Source organism: Alteromonas sp. ABE4_545 (genome assembly GCF_056161325.1).
Window position 1 is genome coordinate 21,969 of the sequence record NZ_JBSWYY010000002.1, and the last position, 21,634, is coordinate 43,602.

The window sequence follows — 21,634 nt, forward strand, 5'->3', positions numbered from 1 at the left end:
TTACAATATTAACGATGTTCGTTGTCAGAAGAGAGTGCTGTGCTTTCAGACTCGGCGGATTTTTTCCCCGCGTAAAGGCCACCAATAATCACACCAAATTCAAATAACACCCACATAGGCACCGCAAGCAACACCTGCGAAATCACATCTGGCGGTGTTAGCAACATGCCTATTACGAATGCAATCACAATTACGTATGGCCGTTTTTCTCGCAACGACTTGGCGTCGGTGACACCGGTCCAACACAACAGGATAATGGCTATCGGTACTTCGAAAGACACACCAAACGCAAAAAACAGTTTAAGCACAAAATCGAGATAGCTACTGATATCGGTAGCAACCGTTACCCCCGTTGGCGCAGCCGCGGCAAAAAAAGCAAATACCAGTGGAAAAACCACAAAGTACGCAAACGCAATACCCGCGTAGAACAACAAGGTACTCGACAACAGTAAAGGCGCAATTAAACGCTTTTCATTGCGATACAAACCGGGCGCGACAAACCCCCAAATTTGATAAAGCACAAAAGGCACAGCGATGAAAAACGCCAACACCAAGGTTAACTTAAACGGTGCGAAAAACGGTGATGCAACATCCGTTGCAATCATCGAAGTATTTTCAGGAAGTGCGTCTAGTAAAGGCTGCGCAAGCATTTGATATAAGTCTTGAGAGAAGGGTGTTAAACATCCAAACACGATTAACACACTCACCAAGGCTTTCAAAATCCGCGAGCGCAGTTCAACTAAATGTGAAATAAGGCTGCTAGAATCAGACATGAATTACTTTTTATAAGGTTCCTGCACTTGCTTGGCCGCGTCTTTTAATTCATCAACGCTTTTCTGCAGTTCAGGCGATATATCTTTTAGCCCCTGCTGCTCGGCTTTTTTAAGATTTTCATGCAACTCATGTACTCGAAGTTGATGTTCCATTTCATCTTTAAAGCCGGTAGCCATATTGCGGACATTGCGAATGGTTTGTACGGTGGATCGAATAGCGCCCGGTAAGCGTTCCGGCCCAAGCACCAATAGTGCGAGCACGCCAATAACCAGCAACTCCCAAAAACCGATATCAAACATTAAACTTTATCTTTCTCAGTCGCTTTGGTTGTTTCCGCAGTCGATTCTGTTTTTTCTGCTACTTTCTTTTGATCTGCAAAGTCAGAATCTTTGTCTTCGTCACCAACAGACTGTTTAAAACCTTTAATGGCACTACCTAAATCAGAGCCTAAAGACTTCAGACGCTTTGATCCAAACAGCAATACTACGATCGCTAAGATGATCAGCAAACTTGGAACGCTAATACCCATACTCTTTTCTCTCCATTACCACTTTTCTACAGTATGCCACCAACCATCATTGCTGACATCATCAACCTATCAAATGTTTTTGATTTTACTTATTCGATTAGGATAAACCACCGATATTTCGGGATTTTTACTTTTCTCATTTTGCACGGTTTGTTGCACATTTCTGGCAAATTTATCTTTTTTCGTTTGACCTAACGGCCACATACTTGCATGCTAATTGATAAAACACCTTACATTACCATGGTTTTTCTTAATGCTAACAACCCTTTATGCATTTTCATTGAGTGTAGCGCTTAATATGGCTTCTCAACAAAGTGATACGCATAATACGCAACAACCGATAGTAAAAGAAATTAAACCAGATGAAGAAAACACGTCAGAGGCTTCCCGTCAAGCAGACAACGAGCGCTCAATCAGCCGAGTACCTCACTCTCAACCCGCCATTCCAGAAAGAAACTGGCTCGACCGTTGGCACGGAACATTAACCGACTCTTTTGATTATTCAGCGCGGCAACTCGATGAGTTTTTTGCTTTAGAAGGGAATCGCGATCACGAGGAGGCTCGCGCAGAAGGGCGTATTCGTTTAGGTTGGGAGCCGCGCTCGCGCAATATGGGGCAACACGATTTGCGATTTCGCATTCGCGTTAAACTCCCCGCCCTCGAAAATAGAGTCGACTTGCTGTTTTCAGATGATCAGGATTTCGACAAAGACGACACCATCAAGGCTGCCCGCGATCCAGAAACTTACTCGCGACAATCTGCCACCTTGGCCATTAGATTCAGAGAAGATAAAGAAGCGCGCTTATCACACCGCATCGGGGCCGGCCGACGCGACCAGCTATTCGTGAAAAGTCAGTTTGACGATGTGGTTCCCATCACTAAAACGCTGAGTTTAGATTACGACGCCGAAGTTTATTATTACACGCGGGACCAACTCGGCGCCGAACTGGGTTTGTCATTCCAACAACTTTTGCCCAACGACGAATACCTCAAATTCAACAACCGCTACTATTATCGAAGCCGCAGCGACGATTGGGTATGGCGGCACAGCATGCAACATTTGGTACCGCGCTCACCTAACAGCGCAACCATTTTTACCCTGTATGCCGAAGGCGGTAATCAACCTAACTATCGCATTAACGAGGTTTATACCAGTATTCGATGGCGAACCAACCCCGTTAGAGAATGGTTGTATTTTGAAGTAGAGCCTTTTGTTGTATGGCTACGAGAAGAAGATTTTCGCGCGTCGCTCGGTATGGCCATGCGCGTGGAAATGTATTACGGAAAACGCTAGTAATAATTTCGCCTAGACTAAAGTATAAAAGGAAGTTAAAAGACCACCAATAGTGATGCTCAAGATCAAAGTTTCACGCTAAATTCGCTGTTTTCACTACCAATTCTCATCTTTTTACCGCATCATAAAAAGTGAGGATGAGAAGATTAACAAGTTGCGCATAGCTGTGTGTAGCGAAGTCAGTGAGTAGTGTTTCGTGCGCTTAATTAAAGTCGTACTTTTTGCCGTTTCCGTGTTGTCTTTGGCGCATTTTATCAGTGAGGGTAAGGTGCAATTTACACAGACACTCGTTATCGTGCCCAATGAGGGTGACGCTATCCCTTTAGCGAGTTTTCGGCCAACCTGGCCATTAACAGGCATTTTTAAACAAGCCCCAGAAAAGCTGCCGCCGAAAGGCGCAGAACCGATAATGCCTATTACGGGTATTTCGTTGTTTTTTGCCGCGTTATTGGTGCTATATGGGATATTAGGGCAACGCGATCAAGAGTTTGACCGCGCTGAAGAAAATAAGAGCTTTACTGTGGGCATACCTCAGCATGCCCCAGAAAAACGCGCTTAAGGTCTAAGCGCGCGTTCACCACGGGCTAAACCACAAACGCCCGTTCTTGAAGATTCAACAATTTCTGCACATTGCCCCATAGTGGTAGCAAAGGCATCGAGTTTATCGGTGGTGCCCGTAATCTCAATGGTGTAATTATTGGCGTTCACATCGACGATACGTGCGCGGAAGATATCGCTATTGCGCTTCACTTCAGCGCGAATCGCTTCAGTACGTGTTGCCACTTTAATCAACATAAGCTCGCGTTCAATGTGCGCGCCATCTGTTAAGTCTACCACTTTCAACACATCAATGAGTTTATTGACCTGCTTTGTGATTTGTTCAATCACTTTGTCGTCACCTTGTGTGGTGATCGTCAATCGAGACAAACTCGGGTCGTCAGTGGGCGCAACACACAAAGAGTCGACGTTGTAACCACGTTGAGAAAACACACCAACAATACGTGACAATGCGCCCGGCGCGTTTTCCATTAATACAGAAATAATTCGTTTCATTAGGTACGCTCCGTTTTACTTAAACGCATGTCATCCATAGCCCCAAACTTAATTTGCATTGGGTACACGTGCTCGTTTTGATCCACCGCGATATCCATAAATACCAAGCGATCTTTCAAGCTGAAACACTTCTCCATTGCATCGTCTAGCTGATCTAAGGTATCAACCTTAATGCCTACGTGGCCGTAAGCTTCAGCTAACTTCACAAAGTCAGGTAGAGATTCCATATAAGAGTGCGAGTGACGCCCTTTATAAATCATATCTTGCCATTGACGCACCATACCCAAAGCACGGTTGTTCAATGAAATAATCTTAATTGGTAAGTTGTACTGCAAGCAGGTAGACAACTCTTGAATGTTCATTTGAACACTACCATCACCTGTTACTACCACAGAGGTGGATTCAGGGTGCGCAAACTGTACGCCCATTGCAGCGGGAATACCAAAGCCCATCGTGCCCAAACCACCTGAGTTGATCCACTGGCGCGGTTTAGCAAATGGGTAATACAATGCAGCGAACATCTGGTGCTGACCCACGTCTGAGCTGACATAGGCTTCGCCATTGGTGTGCTTATACAAAGACTCAATAACTTGCTGTGGTTTGATCACTTGTGAGTCTTGGTTGAACTTCAAACATTCACGACTACGCCATTGCGTAATCTGTTGCCACCAATCGGCTAGTTTTTCTTTTTGGCCAGACAAATCCACATCTTCAAGCAACTCGAAAATTTGTTCCAAAACTTTATCTATCGAGCCTACCACTGGAATATGGGCATTGACTGTCTTGGAAATTGACGCTGGGTCAATATCAACATGAATAATGTCTGCATGGGGGCAGAATTTTTCAACATTGTTAGTCACACGGTCATCAAAACGCGCACCCAAGGCTAAAATGCAATCAGCATTGTGCATGGTTTTGTTGGCTTCTAACGTACCGTGCATACCCAACATACCCACGAACTGGTCGTGCGTGCCTGGGAAAGCGCCCAAGCCCATCAATGTACAGGTTACCGGAGCGTTAAGGGTTTCTGCTAACTTAGTTACTGCACCTGACGCTTCAGCTGCGACCGCTCCCCCCCCCACATAAAGCACAGGGCGCTCGGCCTTTTTCAGTGCGGCAACGGCCTTTTTAATTTGCTTCATGTGGCCGCGCTCAGTTGGATTGTATGAACGCATGGTCACATCAGACGGAAACACATAGGGGTGCTGCTCTTGCACGTTTACCAAATCTTTTGGCAAATCAACCACTACAGGACCAGGTCGGCCACTATTGGCAATGTAATATGCTTTTGCAATCGCTTCAGGAATGTCTACCGCACGCTTTACTAAAAAGCTGTGCTTAACGATAGGACGCGAACAACCAACCATGTCTGTTTCTTGGAAGGCATCTTCACCGATGTGCATTGACGGAACCTGACCAGACAGCACCACCATAGGAATGGAATCCATGTAAGCGGTAGCGATCCCTGTGATCGTATTGGTTGCGCCTGGGCCAGAGGTAACGAGGACAGTACCGGTTTTTCCAGTCGAACGCGCATAACCATCAGCCATATGAGCTGCAGCCTGTTCGTGACGCACGAGGACATGCTTGACATCATCTTGTGCAAATAAAGCATCATAAATGTCTAGTACGGCACCGCCGGGGTAACCGAACACATGTTTGACTCCTACATCTTTTAGCGCTTCCACCACCATGGCGGCGCCCGACATCATTTTCACGGTAGTCTCTCCTGTTAAGGGTTGTTTAAAAAATCTGCCTCTTTGACAGTAGGCGGACTATATCGAAGGAAATAGGAAGATTAAACAGCTTTTTCAATAAAAGTGAGATACATATCCCAATATTACAAAATATTAGGATAAATCTTTCGAAATGTTGTTTTTTTGATTGGAAATCGAAATTTTTATTTACATCAAATTAACAGCGCTAGGCCTCATCCAAGTCCAAATCCACGCTGTCATCGCTATCTACTTCGTCACCGTCACTGTCGTCGATAACTCGCTTGCTACCATAGATACTCGCCATTTTAGGGCGATTAATCAAGGTTTGATATTTCAACCAAGCGCGTTCTGCCGCTGAACTCGGCTGTTGTACGCCTGCGGCTACTGCAATGAAATGTTTATCCTCTTCACTGCTAGGCGCTAGTTGCCCATCGACCAAGGCTGCGATCAGGCATCCATAGTGCGTGAGCGCTTTACTTTCTGCAATGGAAAAATCACCTGAACGTGAAAAGCCATAAGGATAATGCTTTCGGTCAATGAACTGACGTTTTAACACGCTTTCTCTCGTTACTTTCACCATCGTGGTGTTCCTTCTTGCTAAGCACCGATACTGAACAGACGCGGGATGCGCCAGCAACTCTGAAGTACCGAAGCCGCGCTTGTGAGCGAACAACGACTTCAGTTATACATGGTTTAGTCAGAGATCAAAGTACTGTCAAACAGGAAAACGAGATAAATTTCCTTAACTTAATTTTTCTTTTGCTTGGGGATCCAAGCCCACACCATATTACATTCTACCGGCTCGATGCCAGTTGCATCGGTGACCTTTACAGCAACCTTAACTTCACCTTTATCTTGGGTTTGCATCATGGTGAGTTGATCGTCAGTTAGGCTGGCCGTGGCTTGCATATCACCGGTGGCGCGTTTGGTGTAATTAAGCTCCATTGTTTTGATGAGGGGTAATTTATCGCCGGGTAAGTTAACACCTACGACAAACCCTGTAGCTGACTCTGCTAACAAAGCCATGCCTGCGGCATGCACACTACCTATGTGGTTTTGCACCCGTTTGTAATTCTTTTGGCGAAAGGTGACTGATTTCAGGTCGGTTTCAAGAATGTCTAGCTTTACGGTTCCAGTAAGTTTGACCTTTGACCGGAACATCCACGTTAGCAACTTACTGCTCAACCATGCGGGGTATTGGTTAACCTTTTTTACGAACTGCTGGAGTGGGTTTGATTTTGCCATTGCTATACTCGTCACTTACATCTGGTTAGACCAGTGAGTATGCGAATAGCTTTCCCAATATGCAAGAAGTTTGTTAACAAAAGGTGACTTCTCGTTTTAGAGGATGCCTCCAACTCAAGCCATACTGAGAGAGCGATAAGCGGTAGACAGTGTGCATCAGAAACCGTTCGCCGCAAGGATGCGGCGACACGAGCGCCCAGGGACTGGGTTCACAGCGTGTTTCTGAGGGACACTGATACCGCCAAGCGAACGGACTACGAAGAAACCACGGCGGATGTCTCCGCTCCATACCGTAGGGATTATATTCGAGAGAGCGACAAGCGGCAGCAGTGTGCATCGGAAACCGTTTGCCACAAGGATGTGGCAATCCGAGCGCCCAGGGAATGGGTTTACAGCGTGTTTCTGAGGAACACTGTTACCGCCAAGCGAACGGACTACGAAGAAACCAAGGCGGATGTCTCCGCTCCATACCGTAGGGATTATATTCGAGAGAGCGACAAGCGGTGGCAGTGTGCATCAGAAACCGTTCGCCACAGGGATGTGGCAATCCGAGCGCCCAGGGAATGGGTTTACAGCGTGTTTCTGAGGAACACTGTTACCGCCAAGCGAACGGGCTACGAAGAAACCAAGGCGGATGCAAAAAGGAAGAGCGACCAGCAGTGGACAAGTTCGAGTCAGAAACCGTTTGCCGCAGGGATGCGGCAACCCGATCGCACACGGAAGTGTTTACAGCGTGTTTCTGAGCCGAACTTGTTCACTGCCAAGCGAACTACGAAGAAATAAACTTAAGGAACTAGAGAACAAGCTACGAAGAAAGCCCAGCCACCAAAGCCTCCAATGAAGCCGTATAATCTCCATATTGCTTCCAACGCCCAATCGAACGCGTATTTATCGCTTCACGAACCTGTACTTTACTCGCCGTAGACACAGGCGCCGAATTCGACTCAGCCCGCAAGCACTGCTCTTCAAACGGCAACCCACAAAACTCAAGCAAATCGCGAATTTCGCTGTCAGGATTCCGCGCTAAGGTTTCATACGACTGCAAACGTACCGAATCAGGGTGAAATTTATTCCACTCATGCACCAGCGCATAAAACTGCCGATAGAAACGACCAATACTTTCTAAATCGTAAGAGTACGCATAATAAGGACTGTTCAAAGAAAATAACTGACGAAAATTACCAATACAGGTGTCCATAGGATCACGCAACAAACATACTATTTTGGCATTCGGCAAAGCACGACGAATCAAACCCACATAGAAGAAGTTAAACGGCAGCTTATCCACCAAATGTGCCATTTCAGGATGAAAAATCTGCGTCCGCTGCAAGTACCGTTCACCCAATTTTGTGAAATCCAGATTTTCCGCCGCTTCCAATGTAGGCAAGTCCAACACCGCATTCGACGCCGTCCCCGTCAGCTCTTTCACCGCCACACCAAAGTCTTGAAGTTCGCCACCCGACCCCACCATACTGTGGTTACTAATAATCCGCTCAACCAATGTGGTCCCCGAACGCGGCATCCCAATGACGAAAATTGGCCTCGCACTGTCCGACCCCACAGTCGGCGCACTGCTCGACGCACTCTTCATAAGGAAATCGAACATAGCCTGATACTGAGCTTCTACACCCGAAAACTGCGGCACTTTGCGTTTTTTCGCCGAGTTTAAAGCCCCAAAGGCACTGTCAAAATCTTTTAGTGCCTCAAATTCCTTCGCCAAAGCGTGGGCAATATGCAACTTACCATCAACATCAGTAATACGCGCATCAACAGCATTAAGGCGAGCGATATGGTTATTTTCAGCACTCACACCACCCAAGTCAGATAGCGCAAAATGGGCTTGATGATAATCAGGCGCTAACGCAATCGCCTTCTCGAATCCCGTCCTTGCAGCTGAAAAATCACCATCGAACTTAGCTGACACCGCATAATTGTAGTGAAATGCCGGATTATTCGGTTCTAGCGTTAATGCTTTACTAAAATACGCCAGCGCTTTGTCGTGAACACCCACACGAGACAGCGCAACCCCCACTGTATCCAATGCTAATGCTTTATCTAAGAGGGCAACAGGCGCTGCGTCTGCCGCAGCAAGTGCTTGGGTTAGATCTCCCGTGAGAGAGTGACACTTTGCCAAATATGCATACGTTTCAGCCGACTTCGCCAACGACAGTGACTTTTCTAACAACCGCACCGCTTTGCCAATTTGCATTATTTCGATATGAATAATACCCAGCAAAAAATACGCCTGCGCACTGTCGCCAAATTGTTTAACGGCAGTCACACAAGCTTGATGCGCTTTTACATAATCACGTTGATTTATTGCCTGCAAAGCCAGGCTGAAGAGTTGTGCTTGTTCCATCTTTTCCACAAAACAAAAAGGGCACCCTCGAAGTGCCCTTTCATACCTTAGGTATAAGGATTAACTGCGTTAGTCAGCAGACTATTACAGCTCAAATTTATAATCAAACTTCAAGCCAACGGTACGAGGCTTCATCAAGAAGTGGCTATAACCACGCTGCAAGTCGCCGCGGTTACCCTCGGTTACCATGCCTTCGAAACCACGGGTAGATACGAATGCATACTTGTCGAACAAGTTGTTAACGTAGAAGGTAACGCTCCAATCGTAGTCAGACAGCTTAGCCGTTAAGTTACTTACTGCGTAACCTGGTAATGTTTCACCATCACGACGTTTACCTACAGTGGTAATAATGTCGCTTTGCGCAGTTAAACCATAGCTCACGTCTAACATCTTATCGCCCAATACTTCTTGCGAGTATGTTACACCCAGCGAGAATTGATGCTCAGGAGAACCCGGCAGACGGTCGCCATCACGACCATCATAGTATTCAGCCGCTTCAGTATCGCCCTCATCGTAAGTACCAAATAGATACGGCGCGTCAGCAGTTAGCTCAGCTTTGGTGTATGAGTAAGTCGCGTACATAGATAGATTGTCAGACAAAATTGCACGTGTGAACAATTCCACACCACGTGCATTCGCACCTTCAGCGTTTGTGGTAATAGGTTGCTGACCGTTCACTGTAGCACCACCAACTTGCGCGTCTTCCCAATCTACATTAAACAATGCTGCATTGAAGTGCAGTTTGTTTTTCAGCATGGTCGACTTGAAGCCTAACTCATAGTTAGTGGTGGTATCAGCGGTGTAAACTTGCTCATTTGGCAATGCACACACGATCTGGTTTTCAACTTCATCAATGTCTGAAGGACATGCTGCCACACCATTCGCGCCACCGATACGGAACCCCTCACTTACCGTAAAGTAAGTGAGGATATCGTCGGTCACTTGATAGCTCACATTGAACTTGAACAAGTTACCATCATCATCCGCACCTTCTTCACCAAAGTCTAACTCGATGGAATCTGAGCCTCGGCCGGCAAATACTGAATTGTAAAGGGGGAGGTCCACCGCAGAGCGCGAACTTACTTCATAAGAATAATTGCGGATACCAACAGTAACACTCAGGTCTTCATTAACAGCGTAGCTCAATTCACCAAAGAAGGCTTCTTCTTGTTGAAGCGATTCATCAACAGAGTAATATTCGAGCGCATCAGGTCGATAGTTACCGTCTATGCCCCATTCTTCGATAGCAAATACGTCGAAGTTTGGCGTAAATTCTTTACTGTAACCAGAAGACTCACGTTTAAAAGAGAATGCACCTACTATCCAAGACAATGCTGAGTCACCTTGAGACACTAAACGAATTTCGTGCGTAGTGGTTTCAACATCACCTTTTTCTTCGGTATAAGACGAGAATGCTGGGAATTCTTCGTAGCTGTAGGCTAATCGAATAAGCAGATCTGTTTGGTCTCGTTGACCTAATTCATCAGAAGTTGAGCGACCACCTGCGTAAACCATTTCAGCAAAGCCTAAGTCTACTTTAAGTTCTAGGCTCAACAAGTCATCGGTTTGCTCACGCGGCTCTTCGTAACGATAAGCTGACTCGTATTTGCCAATGATACTGCTCAAACCATTGTCGTCACTGAGTGAGCCATATTGAGTGATAGAGCGACCTTCCACATCACGCTCTTGATAGAAATAAGAAACTGTACCGTCTAGCCAATCGGTTGGCATCCAGCGAACGGCAACACGACCTGTGGTGGTTTTCTCTCCGTTAGCGTCTTTTACCTGTTTAAGGTTTTCAGACACTGCAGCACTATCAGTCCAGTCTGGATCAGGCAAAGAAACCCCGCCTTCTTTTACTACGTAGTTGTAATCTAAGTAGCCAGGGTCGTCATACACATTGAATGACGCACGAATACCAAGTTCGCCGTCAATAAGCGGGGCGTTAAAGACAACACCACCTTCACCACCAACAGAATCACTTTCTTTGGTTTGGAAGATATCGCCAGAAATTGAACCAGACATAATATCAAGGTCAACGGCATTTGGAATGTAACGAATAGCACCACCTAACGTACCCGCGCCGTACAAGGTTCCTTGTGGGCCGATGAGCACTTCCACTCGCTCTACGTCTTTAAGACGCATGTTGAGGAACAAAGGTACTTCGCCAAAATAGGTCGCTACTGTACCACCGTCAGAAGACGGGCCAGAAGAGTTGGTGTTCAACCCTCGAACAATAATTGGAGAATCAGTACGACCACCTTGGTCTGTGATCGTTAAGCCAGGTACCCAGCGAGCGATATCTTCAATATCTTCCAAGTTTTGTTGTTCCATTACGTCTGCGGTAATTGCCGAGATGTTTAATGGCACTTCTTGTAGCGATCCCGAACGACGCGTTGCGGTAACTTGGATCTGTTCAATTTGCTTGTCATCGATTGTTGGGGCTGCTGCATCTTGTGCAAAAACAGCGGGACTAGAAACCGCAGATAATACGGCGCCTGCAACAACAGAGTAAGCGAAACGCTTGCCTGAAGGTTGGTTCATGTGTGCTCTCCTGATATGGCTTGATAGCCAAACAACAACTTTTATATTTGTATAAGCCTTTTCAATCAGCATCTTTTGTGCCGATTCTGCAGCTTATTTTAGTGTATTTTTTTAGACTAGATGAGAACTTATTGAATACTTATTCAAAATTTTACGCATTTGATTCTTTATGCGACAAATAGCACATACTTTTTGCACAAAAAAAGTGCTCACTCGTCTGATGAATTCGGGAATACATCCCATTATTAGCACCAAAAATAATCAAAAAGCGAAAACCTTGCACCAACCTTGCACAAGAAAACCGAATACTTATTCACTAAATGAATAAATATGTAACATTTTTATAACAGCGGAAACTGTGAACACAGATAAACGAGGAAGATAACCCCCCTGTTAACTAAAGGGTGTTATCGATGTGAAGGTTATACTTTGCTAGCCTCATGAACAAAGAAAGGAATATTACCTGTCGCCACTTTTCCTTGTTCATCAGTAACGTACACAAACAACCGATAAGCGCCGCCTTCGGACGGTGCGATAAACTGCAACTGGCCATTGCGTTGCAAGGTAAATAGCCCTGCAAGGGCGTGTGGGCGGTCTTCGGGGTCGCCACCAGCTTTAATATCAGTGCTCTCAGGTAAGATTTCCCAGCGAATATGCAAAGCCGAATGGCTACGTTCGACAATCTCTACCTTAGCGGCAGCAGACTCTCCCGCCTCAAGATATACATTACTTTTTGCCACTTCACCGTTAATCGTCAACGCTTCAATTGACGGCGCGCGTTTTTGCGGCCAGCTCCCTGTCCACAAATACTGTAAGCTATCTACCACTTCATTCGGATGACCCGACTCCGTAAATACGCCATACCAAGTAGGCGTAGTCTCTTGCTTTTGCCCCCACAAAAACGCAAAGGAACCTAACGCGCGCTCAGGCGCTGATAATACTCCGCCTTCGTAGCGGCTGCGATATGAAGCGGCTTTCTCGGTACTGGTTTGCTCAATGGGCACATCCCACTCGGTACGAGGTACCTGCCAATGACCTGTTGGCCCCCACTCTGTCACAACGTAGGCACCCGTATAGCCAATATCCAGCAAATGCTGGGGTAAGGTTTCTAAGCCACCGTAAATATTAATGCTGAGATAATCGATACTCGGCACACGTTGCATGATCAAGTCGGCTTTTTGTTTATCAATACCGGCCGTTACCGTGGTCACCAAATGGTGAGGGTCAACAGCTTTGATCATTTTGGCAATATCTTCTACGGCGTACCACACCTTGGTATTGGTATAGAAAAGGTCAACTTCATTGCCAATCCCCCAAGCTAGTAAGGCTGGGTGATCTTTAAACTTTAACACCTGCGCTTTAACGTCTTCGAATTGCTTTTGCACTGCTGTGGCATCATCGTAATCATAGCCGTGACGCTCATGGCCCAACCGCAATCCCAGCATTACGCTCAAACCTTGTTTTTGCGCTTCATCTAATAACGCTTCAGCCCCGTCCGTTCCCCAGGTGCGAACAGTGTTCGCTCCCGACGCTTTCAGTTTGGCCAAATATGAACGCCCACCTGCTCCCCGAATAAAATAAGGCTTACCATCACGTATGATTTGGTAGTGACCATCATTCAGTTGTAATTCGGTGTGAATAGGCCCTGCAGAAATAGCTTCATTAAGGGTTTGCTTTTCGCACCCCATTAACCCCAACGCGATAAACATTACGCAACTGAGTGCGTGCGATCTTTTCATTGTTTGTCGTCCTTTCTCATTGTTATTGTGAAACGTAGACACCAAGAATGTAAGCGCTACCATTTTAACACATTAACGTTTTTTTAACCTTTATCGCAAGCGCTAATTACACAGGTCGGACGAAAGCAATACACAGTGTGCCAAAACAAACCAATACAAGAAGACTTTGAAATACGAAAAATTAGAAAGAAGAAGAATTTGGAGCGGGAAACGAGATTCGAACTCGCGACCCCAACCTTGGCAAGGTTGTGCTCTACCAGCTGAGCTATTCCCGCGTCAAGAACTGCATGACTACATGCTTTTATACATTCTCTGTGAAGAGAAATTGGAGCGGGAAACGAGATTCGAACTCGCGACCCCAACCTTGGCAAGGTTGTGCTCTACCAGCTGAGCTATTCCCGCAAAAGAGGTACTTCGTTTTGAAGTGGTGCGCATTTTACAAAAATATCTGCTAAGCGCAACCACTAATTTGTGTTTTTTTACAATTTAACGCTTAATCGCTCAATTAACCGTCATAATTACTGCCTGCGACCGATTTATGTATGTAACCACGGCCATAAGCTCCCCCCAACGTTTAGTACCGTATTACCACTGATTAGTACCAACCGACACCAAATTGTCTTGTTTCATCACCTGCGCCATCTCTTTGGTTAATCGCAACTGTAATTGAGGTTGGTTGATATTAATGCCTAAAGCAGGGTTGGTCGGTGCACTCTCTATTAATCGCGCTATCGCAATCACTTCATCGAGCGGGTCGCTGCGCTTAATACTTTTCACTTGTTTGGCAAATTTTGTGTTTGGGTAGTAAAATGCTACCGACTCACGAAACAGCTTTAGCCATTGTTTGGTGTAGTCTTTGCCCGTGGTAACGGTTTTATGCAGATAGTGATTTAGCGTGACCAAAAAGGTTTTATTGGTCTCGATAAAGGTTTTGTTCTGCAACTCTACATCGAGTATGCAATTCCACAACGTATAAGGAATCACAAAGTCTAAACGCCCCCCCTTGAACTTAATTTTCTGTACCGCCAATTGCTTCGCATTTTCAGCCAAACGAGCCACGCCATGCTGATAAAGCTTCATGTCCAAGTCATTGTTGCGCAGTATTTTGGCAGTGAGGTCTTTGGGCAGTTGTTTCACGTTGGGCCGGTTTAACGTGGCCCGTTTCACTTCAATGGTATCAGGCCAGACAAAATCGCCGACAGCGGCAAAATAAGACAACGACAAAGCGTATTGCTCGAAAATCCCCGTGTGTATGTTGAGATCATCAATTGTGTGAATAATCTCGTTAGCTCGCTGTTCTGACATTGCTGTATTAGCATCATAAATCCGCCGCCCATCGAGAAATTTAAGCATGTAATTACTGGTTTGGGGGTTGTCGATGTATTGCTCAAAATTCGCTGGTTGAACGCTTAGGTGCTGCATGAAATCCTGATTGTTACGGATGTAATAGTATTCAGACACCAGCCTGTCGACAGGGTGACGAAGCATCATAAAGATAAATTCGTCGCGATATTTATCGCGATTCTTCGGCTGAAAAATATCACCGCAATTCGACTGTTTAGTCTCAAAAATCAGGTGTCGGTAATGATGATTAATCGGTGTTTGCCACGGCGTACCTTTGATCACGCAGTTAATAGAAGTACCACCGGTTTTGGGAATATGAATAAATATAGGTTCTTTCATTTCACAGGCCCCCACTAGTTGTCTGCGTAGTCGTTGAGTTGGGTTGCCAGCCATTTAGCCAATTGTTTACGCTTTGCTTCTGGCACTTCGCCCAACACGCCTAACACATGGTCTGGAATATGAGAAAAGGCCGATTTATCCGACCAAACATAATGATCAAAAGCGTGTTTCCAAGCCTGCTTCACATTATCAGGCATATGTGAGTAGGTCAGTATGGACAAGAGCATGGTATCTAACCCCGCTAATGACCTCTCTTCATCTAATGCGCCGCTATACCAATAGTTCACCAAACCATTAATATCGTCGAGGGCTTCTACGTGATGCCACCACAACGTGGGCACATAAACCGCGTCACCCGGGGCTAATTCTGCGATAGTGGCCGTTGCCAAGGCTTGCTTGATATGGGGAAATTGTTCGTAATCTGGATTGCGTAAATCCACCAGACTCATGGGCGCGCCAGCCGGCGTTTTATCTAATGGGCCAATATAGAGATTGGGCAACTGCTCTGGCGGAAAAAACGTAAAACGTCGCTTCCCTGCAATCACACAAGCTATGTTTTCACTGTCATCATTGTGGGTGCCGACCACCGTTTTATTACCCAACCACATTCTTGGTCGCACCGTATCAGCACACATAGGCATAGTGTGAGACTTAAGAAAATCAGGAAAGAAGTTGTCAATATGGGCGCTTTGCCAGGAGTTGGTCGCATAACTGGGGTTTTCAGCGCTGGCTTTGAGGTTGTCAAAGAAGGCCGTCATGGTGGTGGCGCGGCGCTCAAAATTAAAGCCGGTAAAACGTTTGTTGTAGAACAAAAAGCCATTCTCTGAAGCACGACAACGCAACGCCTCAATATTCCCCTGATAACCAAACGACGCTAAATAGTCGATAAACTCGTCTGAAGAACACTTGGCGGCCTGCACCACTGGCCAGTTGTCCACCAGCCCTTTGAGCACGGCGGGTTTACCCTTTTTTACAATGTCATTATGAAAGTGTTCAGCAGTAACATTGTGATAAACCTCAACAGAAGGCAGTGTGCTTAAATCCATGAGCCCTGCTCCGTAAAATTACGCTTGCGACTTCAAACGCTTGAGTGCCACCATCCGCTGCAACTGACCAATTGACGTCAGGTGAGCGTAAATAGCCGGTAAATAATGCTTTTTGTGCAATGCTTGCAATACCTCAGGTTTTATAGCGTTGAGCCTTTCTTCATCCACTTTATACACGCCATTTAAGTTGGTTTTGCCCTCATCACCCAAAGCCAGTGACAACGAAGCTTCATGCAGTAAATCATGGTCGACAAGAAACTCAATAAAGTGCTTGGTGGCCATTTCTTTGGTCATTAATTCAGACAAGAAATTCGACACACGATGCAAATCTTCCGTAGGCTCTCCGGCTTCAGTAAATAAAGGCTGACCATCTGTTTCGCTTACCAAGTCACTACTCATATCAACAGCAATGGCAAAATTTTCTGACTTTGGGCCTTCTGCAGCCAACACAAAGGGGTAGCGTTGCACGTTTTGTGGAAAGTAATTGGTATTGAGCTTTTCCGGCGTAAAGTACAAATTTTCATCTTGATCGAAGCCCAACAAACCCACCGCTTTAAACTCTGCGGTATTGGCCTCTTTAATAAAGAAGATCGGGAAGTTAATGGCCGCATGCATAAACTCCGAAGCCACCAACGGCACCACATTACGATGGTACATATGTTCAAATTGCGTGGTCGTTTTTAGCTTCAGGTTTTTGTGTTTGTTGTTATCTAACAAAGCAATATTATTATTCATAGTTCTATACCACAATCTCTTGATTTAAATGGATTTCATGCCGTAGGTGTTAATTTGTTTTATCAGTTCCCGGTGCTGTGGCAGACTTTTCAGCAAGCTCAATTGATGCTTGCTGAAGCGCTGATAAAAATCCTGCGCTTGTGCCTGCTTAAAATAGTGTTGTTGGGCATGGGATAACTCAGTTTTAAAGTCCATGCCGTATAACACGTACTGATAATTCTCTAACTGAAAAACTTCATACTTACTAAAAAAATCAGACTCACTCGGCACCCGATAACGCCACGCTTCTAGCCTTTCTAGCAGACTATCGGGCGCTGAGTTTGGATGAGTATTGTCCAACCAAAACTGTGTGTCAGTTCGGCGGCTCAAGTAATAGTGCAGCTTGATAAAGTCGATTACACGGTCCCAGCCATAACGCACCGTTTCATTGAGTCGCTTAGCCGAATACAGCATACATTGCTTATTCGTTGGGAACTGTTCAACCAACAATTTTGCTGTCGCTTCAATGAGTAAAATAGCGGTCGCTTCCAATGGTTCAAGAAACCCAGCAGACAAACCAATAGCAACACAGTTGTTGCGCCAAAACGCTTTGCGATAGCCGATTCTCATGGGGATCTGGCGACAAGTGAGTGACTCTGCCGCAGGGCCTATGTAATCTCGCAATACCTGTTCTGCTCTGTCGTGAGTTGTGTACTGTGAAGAGTACACATAACCGACGCCACGTCGCTGAGTGAGGCCAATATCCCATGTCCATCCGGCTTCCTGTGCGGTAGAAATAGTATGGCTGGGTATCGGCGCTTCTTCGTCAACATAAGGCACTTGCATGGTAACCGCGTTGTCGACAAACAATATGTCTTTTTTATCCTCAAATTCTACGCCTAGTGTTTTACCTAATAATAAGCAGGCAAAGCCCGTACAATCGATAAAAAGATCACCCTCAATCCTGCCCGCGCAGTCAGTATCCACTGAACAAATATCACCATTATTGTGCTGATTCACTCCGGTTACATTGGCCAGAATATGGCGAATACCGTGTTTCTCGATACCGTGTTTAGTCAACAATGTAGCGAACTTTGCAGCATCGAGGTGGTAAGCATAATCAAAGATGCCGTCATATTCTTTATGGGTAATTTTTTTCGGCGCTAAACCCTGATGGCATGCTTTTCCTTGGGCCGAAACCAGATCCTCAAATTTCACCTTAAGCTCGTCGTTTAGCAACCAATAAGGCGTGAGGTCAAAGCCGGGCATCGCCGGATAGTGAAATAAATGTTGGTAAGTGTGGTGGTTGCCGTTTTTAGGCTTGTGTAACCAGTCAACAAAGTTGATGGACTGTTTGAATGTGGCATCACATTCACGCACAAATTCAGTTTCGCTTAACCCAATCATTTTCAGGGTTTGTCGCATGGTAGGCACAGTTCCCTCCCCCACGCCTATAGTGGGGATGGTAGGTGATTCCACCAAACAAACGTCGATCCCTTGTGCATTACCTTTTTGAGAAAGCTGTGAAGCAAGGATATTAGCCGTTAGCCAACCTGCAGTGCCTCCCCCAACGATAACGACTTTCTTTATGAAGTCTGTCATTGTTTACACTATCAATGGTGTTATGTGCCTTAAATGAACAAGCCAAGCATACGCCTGGCTTATTCAAAGACAGTCTCATTCAATGAGATTTAGAACGCAAAGCGTGCTCCTACTACAAAACGACGGCCGTTTTTGTAGAGCGAGTACAAGCGGTCTTTATCCGTGTTGTATTGTCTAATTTCTTCATCGAGCAAGTTTACAGCTTCTAACGTCAGTGCAATATTTTCGGTAACGTTATACGAAGCACTTGCATCCCATTGGCCAAAGCCTTCGGTCCACAATTCCGCACCGTTTGCAGAAATACCGTTATACCAATCACTGCGATAGTTATACATCACACGCGCACCGAAGGTATCGTTTTCGTAATAACCTGTCAGGTTTAACATGTTTTTAGATGTACCTTCGAACAAACCTGAGCCCGGTGAGTTTTCATCGCGAGTTTGGTCTGACTTAGCGTCGGTGTAGGTGTAGTTTGCCTGCATACCAAAGCCACCGAAGTCATGTTGTATGCTCAACTCAATACCATTAATGGTGCCACCCAAGTCGTTAACCGGTTGGTTAAATGCGACAGGCACGTCTTTGTAACGATCATTTGAACGCAACTCAGTCACCACATTCGACGTACGCATTGATGATATTGTTTTGTTGAAGTAGGTCGCAGAGAACATCGACGCTTCACCGTAATACCATTCATACGAGATATCAAATTGATTCGCAATCATGGGTTTAAGATACGGATTCCCTCGCGTTCCTGTGCTTGCCCCACCCGCTAGGTCGCCGAAGTATTCTGTTGACGCAATTTCGGTCCAGTTATGACGAGCCATCACTCGCGCAGCACCAACACGAAGAATTTGATCTTCGGTTAAATCGAAGGCGATGTTCGCACTTGGCAAGAACTCGTTATAATCGTTGTTAACTTCAACCCACTCCAATTCAGAAGGTGTCAACCAATCATAATTAAGAGTTAACAGACCTGAAGAATCCTGACTAAATTCATACCCGCCCGAGGTTTGTTTAGTTGACACATAACGCAAACCTACGTTGCCTCGGTAGCTGTCACCTTTAAAGTCACCTTGAATATAAAGAGCAGTAATGTCTTCTTCAATCTTGTAGATATCGGCCAGCGACAAGTGCGCGGCATACCCTGCAGGTTCACCATTTAGTGAATCAAAGGCAATAGACTCCATTGCTTGTTGATTCTGGGTAATCTGATTGGTGAATGAACCATTCACCACTGCGTCGACCGACTGAGACCCCGACGATAAATTACAGTCTGCTAATGTCGGGCATTGATCGAAGATCCACCACATGTAACCCGCAATGTCCTGACCTTGAGAACCCGTTAGTCCCTCACGCGTGGTTTCGCCCCACTGCCAGCTATACACTTGACGATCGGTAATAGAGTTTTCCGCTTGGCGAATTTTCACCCCAGTTTTTAGCGCGGTGAATGGGCCGTACTCAATAGGGATCTCTAGATCCAATTGGGCATAGTCTTCTGCATCGTGGGTTGGGCGCTTGCCGCCCCAGATCCATCCTGCAGCAAACTGACTTGCATCACTCGGATCAACCGAGGTTTCGATGGTTGGCGTACCACTCAGATCATACGACCACTCGGTGCCACCCGCCGGCGCGTATTCCCACGATGTTTCGCGTAAAGTTCCGCCGTTTGCTTCCGTTGAACCTACTTGCACATGAACAATAAAATCGTCGGTGCTGTAGTTGACGTCTAAATCGATAGATTCCGTCTCTGTTCTAGATACACGGTTAATGAAGTTATAGGGCATACGGCCTGAAGACGACGAAGCTACCACGTTGTTGTCACCAACAATCGTGCCGTTTTCGATGGTTTCAATGACGTTGCCTACGTCCCCCGGACCAATCAACAGGTTCTGGTTTCTGTTGTTCGCGTCCATTTCTGACGTGAGATAGTTAAGGGTAAAATCGAGCTCTTCCGTCGGCGCATATTGAATAGACGCAAATACGGTTTCGCGCTCACGAGACTGGTCGAAACGCGGTACACCAATCAATGTCGGTACATTATATGTGTTGCCGATCAGATCAGCGCGATCTGTGTCTTCCGCGGTTGGGGTAACTTTCGAGTAGCCTAATACTTCAAAACCTTGACGCTGTACTGTGCGATCTTGTGAAATGACATTCACCAACACACCAAACGTTTCGTCTTCGTTTTTCCACGAATACAAGGCATCCAGTTGTGGATCGGTTTCTTCTGAGGTTTCTGAATACTGTGCTTGTATGCCTACGTTAATCGTGTTGGCGTCTAGCTCAAGTGGCTTACGCGTACGCAAAACCACAGTACCACCAATCGAACCTTCATCAATTGATGCTTGTGGTGACTTGTACACTTCCAAACCTTTAACAATGGAAGACGGCAACAAGGTGTAGTTGAACGAACGGTTCGACGGGTCGAGAATAAACCAGTCGGCAGACGCCACAGTTTGCCCGTTTAATAAAGTACGGTTTAAGTCTGGGCCTGCACCACGAATACTGATTTTTTCACCTTCACCAAATTCACGACTTACTGCCACACCCGTGATGCGAGAAAGCGACTCAGCCACGTTTTTGTCTGGGAATTTACCGATGTCTTCAGCGCTGATCGAATCTACGATACTGTCGGCAAAACGCTTGTTATTGATGCTCGCCTTGGTGCTCGCGCGGATCCCTCTGATTTCTATGGTCTCAACCAACTGATCATCAGTACTACTTTCTTGTGCTATTGCTGTGTCGACAGCAAAGCTCGATGCGACGGCTAACGCGATTGTTGATAGTTTCAATTTATTAGTCGTCATTTTAACACTCCAGTGTCTGCACTTGCGGTGTGATCAACGCTGAGAATATTGCAGTAGCGACGACTGAATATCCTGTTTTAGTAAAATTATTTTTGTTCATAGTTGAGTCCCATTCGTCGAGGTGAAAGTAAAATGACATCGCTGTCATTTTGTTCAATACTATCTTGCGACACCGTTGTCATCAAGCGGTTTTTTACTTGTTATTTACAGAAAATATGCCCAGCCCTTACAAAACAAGGGCTACAACCCCAATAAAAATGTGCAAAAAACAATCATTCAGGGGTGTTTTTCGACAATTTAGAGAAAAAACCGTCAAAATGATGAAGAAATGGAAGGAATGACTAGCGTTGTCAATTTGGCCCTTCTAATGATGCAAATTTGCAGTCAAAAGTGGCCTAATTTACACACGTATTTACGCCTTGCTTACAAGACTAAACAGGGGGCAATTCAGGATAAAAACAATGGCTAAACTAGGGCAAAAGAAGTGACGAGTGAATAAGTAAGCAATGACGTGGGTTAATTCAATT

The 21,634-nt window shown here is 45.7% G+C and carries 17 protein-coding genes and 2 tRNA genes; 2 read left to right on the plus strand and 17 right to left on the minus strand.

The window, feature by feature from the left end; translation table 11 throughout:
- Positions 1-8: 8 nt before the first annotated feature.
- From tatC to tatA, 3 genes are read right to left on the minus strand one after another with little or no spacing between them, the layout of a single operon-like run.
- Positions 9-773, minus strand: coding sequence for a twin-arginine translocase subunit TatC (tatC, locus tag ACXAH6_RS02535; RefSeq protein WP_474875059.1), 765 nt, complete (start codon positions 771-773; stop codon positions 9-11).
- A 3-nt stretch (positions 774-776) separates the two neighbouring features.
- Positions 777-1,073, minus strand: a complete 297-nt coding sequence (tatB, locus tag ACXAH6_RS02540) for a Sec-independent protein translocase protein TatB (RefSeq protein ID WP_474875060.1) — start codon at positions 1,071-1,073, stop codon at positions 777-779.
- Positions 1,073-1,303, minus strand: a complete 231-nt coding sequence (tatA, locus tag ACXAH6_RS02545) for a twin-arginine translocase TatA/TatE family subunit (protein WP_474875061.1) — start codon at positions 1,301-1,303, stop codon at positions 1,073-1,075. Before tatA ends, tatB begins: the two co-directional genes overlap by 1 nt.
- A 253-nt stretch (positions 1,304-1,556) precedes the next feature.
- Between tatA and ACXAH6_RS02550 the strand changes: the two genes are divergently transcribed.
- The gene (locus tag ACXAH6_RS02550; protein ID WP_474875062.1) at positions 1,557-2,597 is read left to right on the plus strand and encodes a hypothetical protein; all 1,041 of its coding nucleotides are present in this window, start codon (positions 1,557-1,559) and stop codon (positions 2,595-2,597) included.
- Positions 2,598-2,793: 196 nt separating this feature from the next.
- The gene (locus tag ACXAH6_RS02555; RefSeq protein WP_474875063.1) at positions 2,794-3,156 is read left to right on the plus strand and encodes a hypothetical protein; all 363 of its coding nucleotides are present in this window, start codon (positions 2,794-2,796) and stop codon (positions 3,154-3,156) included.
- Here ACXAH6_RS02555 and ilvN read toward each other — a convergent pair.
- The 14 genes from ilvN to ACXAH6_RS02625 all read right to left on the minus strand — a co-directional run bounded on the left by ilvN (position 3,153) and on the right by ACXAH6_RS02625 (position 21,107).
- The gene (ilvN, locus tag ACXAH6_RS02560) at positions 3,153-3,650 is read right to left on the minus strand and encodes an acetolactate synthase small subunit (RefSeq protein ID WP_474875064.1); all 498 of its coding nucleotides are present in this window, start codon (positions 3,648-3,650) and stop codon (positions 3,153-3,155) included. The two genes, ACXAH6_RS02555 and ilvN, sit on opposite strands and share 4 nt — an antisense overlap.
- Positions 3,650-5,368 (minus strand): acetolactate synthase 3 large subunit, encoded by a 1,719-nt coding sequence (locus ACXAH6_RS02565; protein ID WP_474875065.1) that lies wholly within the window; start codon positions 5,366-5,368, stop codon positions 3,650-3,652. Before ACXAH6_RS02565 ends, ilvN begins: the two co-directional genes overlap by 1 nt.
- Positions 5,369-5,573: 205 nt before the next feature.
- Positions 5,574-5,948 (minus strand): MaoP family protein, encoded by a 375-nt coding sequence (locus ACXAH6_RS02570; protein WP_474875066.1) that lies wholly within the window; start codon positions 5,946-5,948, stop codon positions 5,574-5,576.
- A gap of 167 nt (positions 5,949-6,115) precedes the next feature.
- On the minus strand, positions 6,116-6,613 hold the full coding sequence (locus ACXAH6_RS02575; RefSeq protein WP_474875067.1) for a DUF4442 domain-containing protein: 498 nt from the start codon (positions 6,611-6,613) through the stop codon (positions 6,116-6,118).
- A gap of 805 nt (positions 6,614-7,418) precedes the next feature.
- Positions 7,419-8,972 carry a tetratricopeptide repeat-containing sulfotransferase family protein gene (locus ACXAH6_RS02580; RefSeq protein WP_474875068.1) on the minus strand — a complete coding sequence of 518 codons (1,554 nt, stop codon included), beginning with the start codon at positions 8,970-8,972 and terminating at the stop codon, positions 7,419-7,421.
- Positions 8,973-9,056: 84 nt separating this feature from the next.
- Complete coding sequence (locus ACXAH6_RS02585) at positions 9,057-11,516, minus strand: TonB-dependent receptor (RefSeq protein ID WP_474875069.1); 2,460 nt, start codon at positions 11,514-11,516, stop codon at positions 9,057-9,059.
- 422 nt (positions 11,517-11,938) lie between these two features.
- Positions 11,939-13,255: a glycoside hydrolase family 2 TIM barrel-domain containing protein gene (locus ACXAH6_RS02590; protein WP_474875070.1), complete on the minus strand. Its 1,317-nt coding sequence runs from the start codon at positions 13,253-13,255 to the stop codon at positions 11,939-11,941.
- Positions 13,256-13,454: 199 nt separating this feature from the next.
- Positions 13,455-13,530: transfer RNA gene (locus tag ACXAH6_RS02595), tRNA-Gly, on the minus strand.
- A gap of 51 nt (positions 13,531-13,581) precedes the next feature.
- A tRNA-Gly gene (locus ACXAH6_RS02600) sits at positions 13,582-13,657 on the minus strand.
- A gap of 183 nt (positions 13,658-13,840) precedes the next feature.
- Positions 13,841-14,938, minus strand: coding sequence for a sulfotransferase family 2 domain-containing protein (locus ACXAH6_RS02605; RefSeq protein ID WP_474875071.1), 1,098 nt, complete (start codon positions 14,936-14,938; stop codon positions 13,841-13,843).
- Between the two features lie 14 nt (positions 14,939-14,952).
- Positions 14,953-15,984 (minus strand): cupin-like domain-containing protein, encoded by a 1,032-nt coding sequence (locus ACXAH6_RS02610; protein WP_474875072.1) that lies wholly within the window; start codon positions 15,982-15,984, stop codon positions 14,953-14,955.
- 18 nt (positions 15,985-16,002) lie between these two features.
- The gene (locus ACXAH6_RS02615) at positions 16,003-16,719 is read right to left on the minus strand and encodes a SapC family protein (RefSeq protein WP_474875073.1); all 717 of its coding nucleotides are present in this window, start codon (positions 16,717-16,719) and stop codon (positions 16,003-16,005) included.
- A 24-nt stretch (positions 16,720-16,743) separates the two neighbouring features.
- Entirely contained in the window at positions 16,744-18,300 is a 1,557-nt protein-coding gene (locus ACXAH6_RS02620; protein WP_474875074.1) for a tryptophan halogenase family protein, read from the minus strand.
- 89 nt (positions 18,301-18,389) lie between these two features.
- Entirely contained in the window at positions 18,390-21,107 is a 2,718-nt protein-coding gene (locus ACXAH6_RS02625; protein WP_474875075.1) for a TonB-dependent receptor, read from the minus strand.
- Positions 21,108-21,634 lie beyond the last annotated feature (527 nt).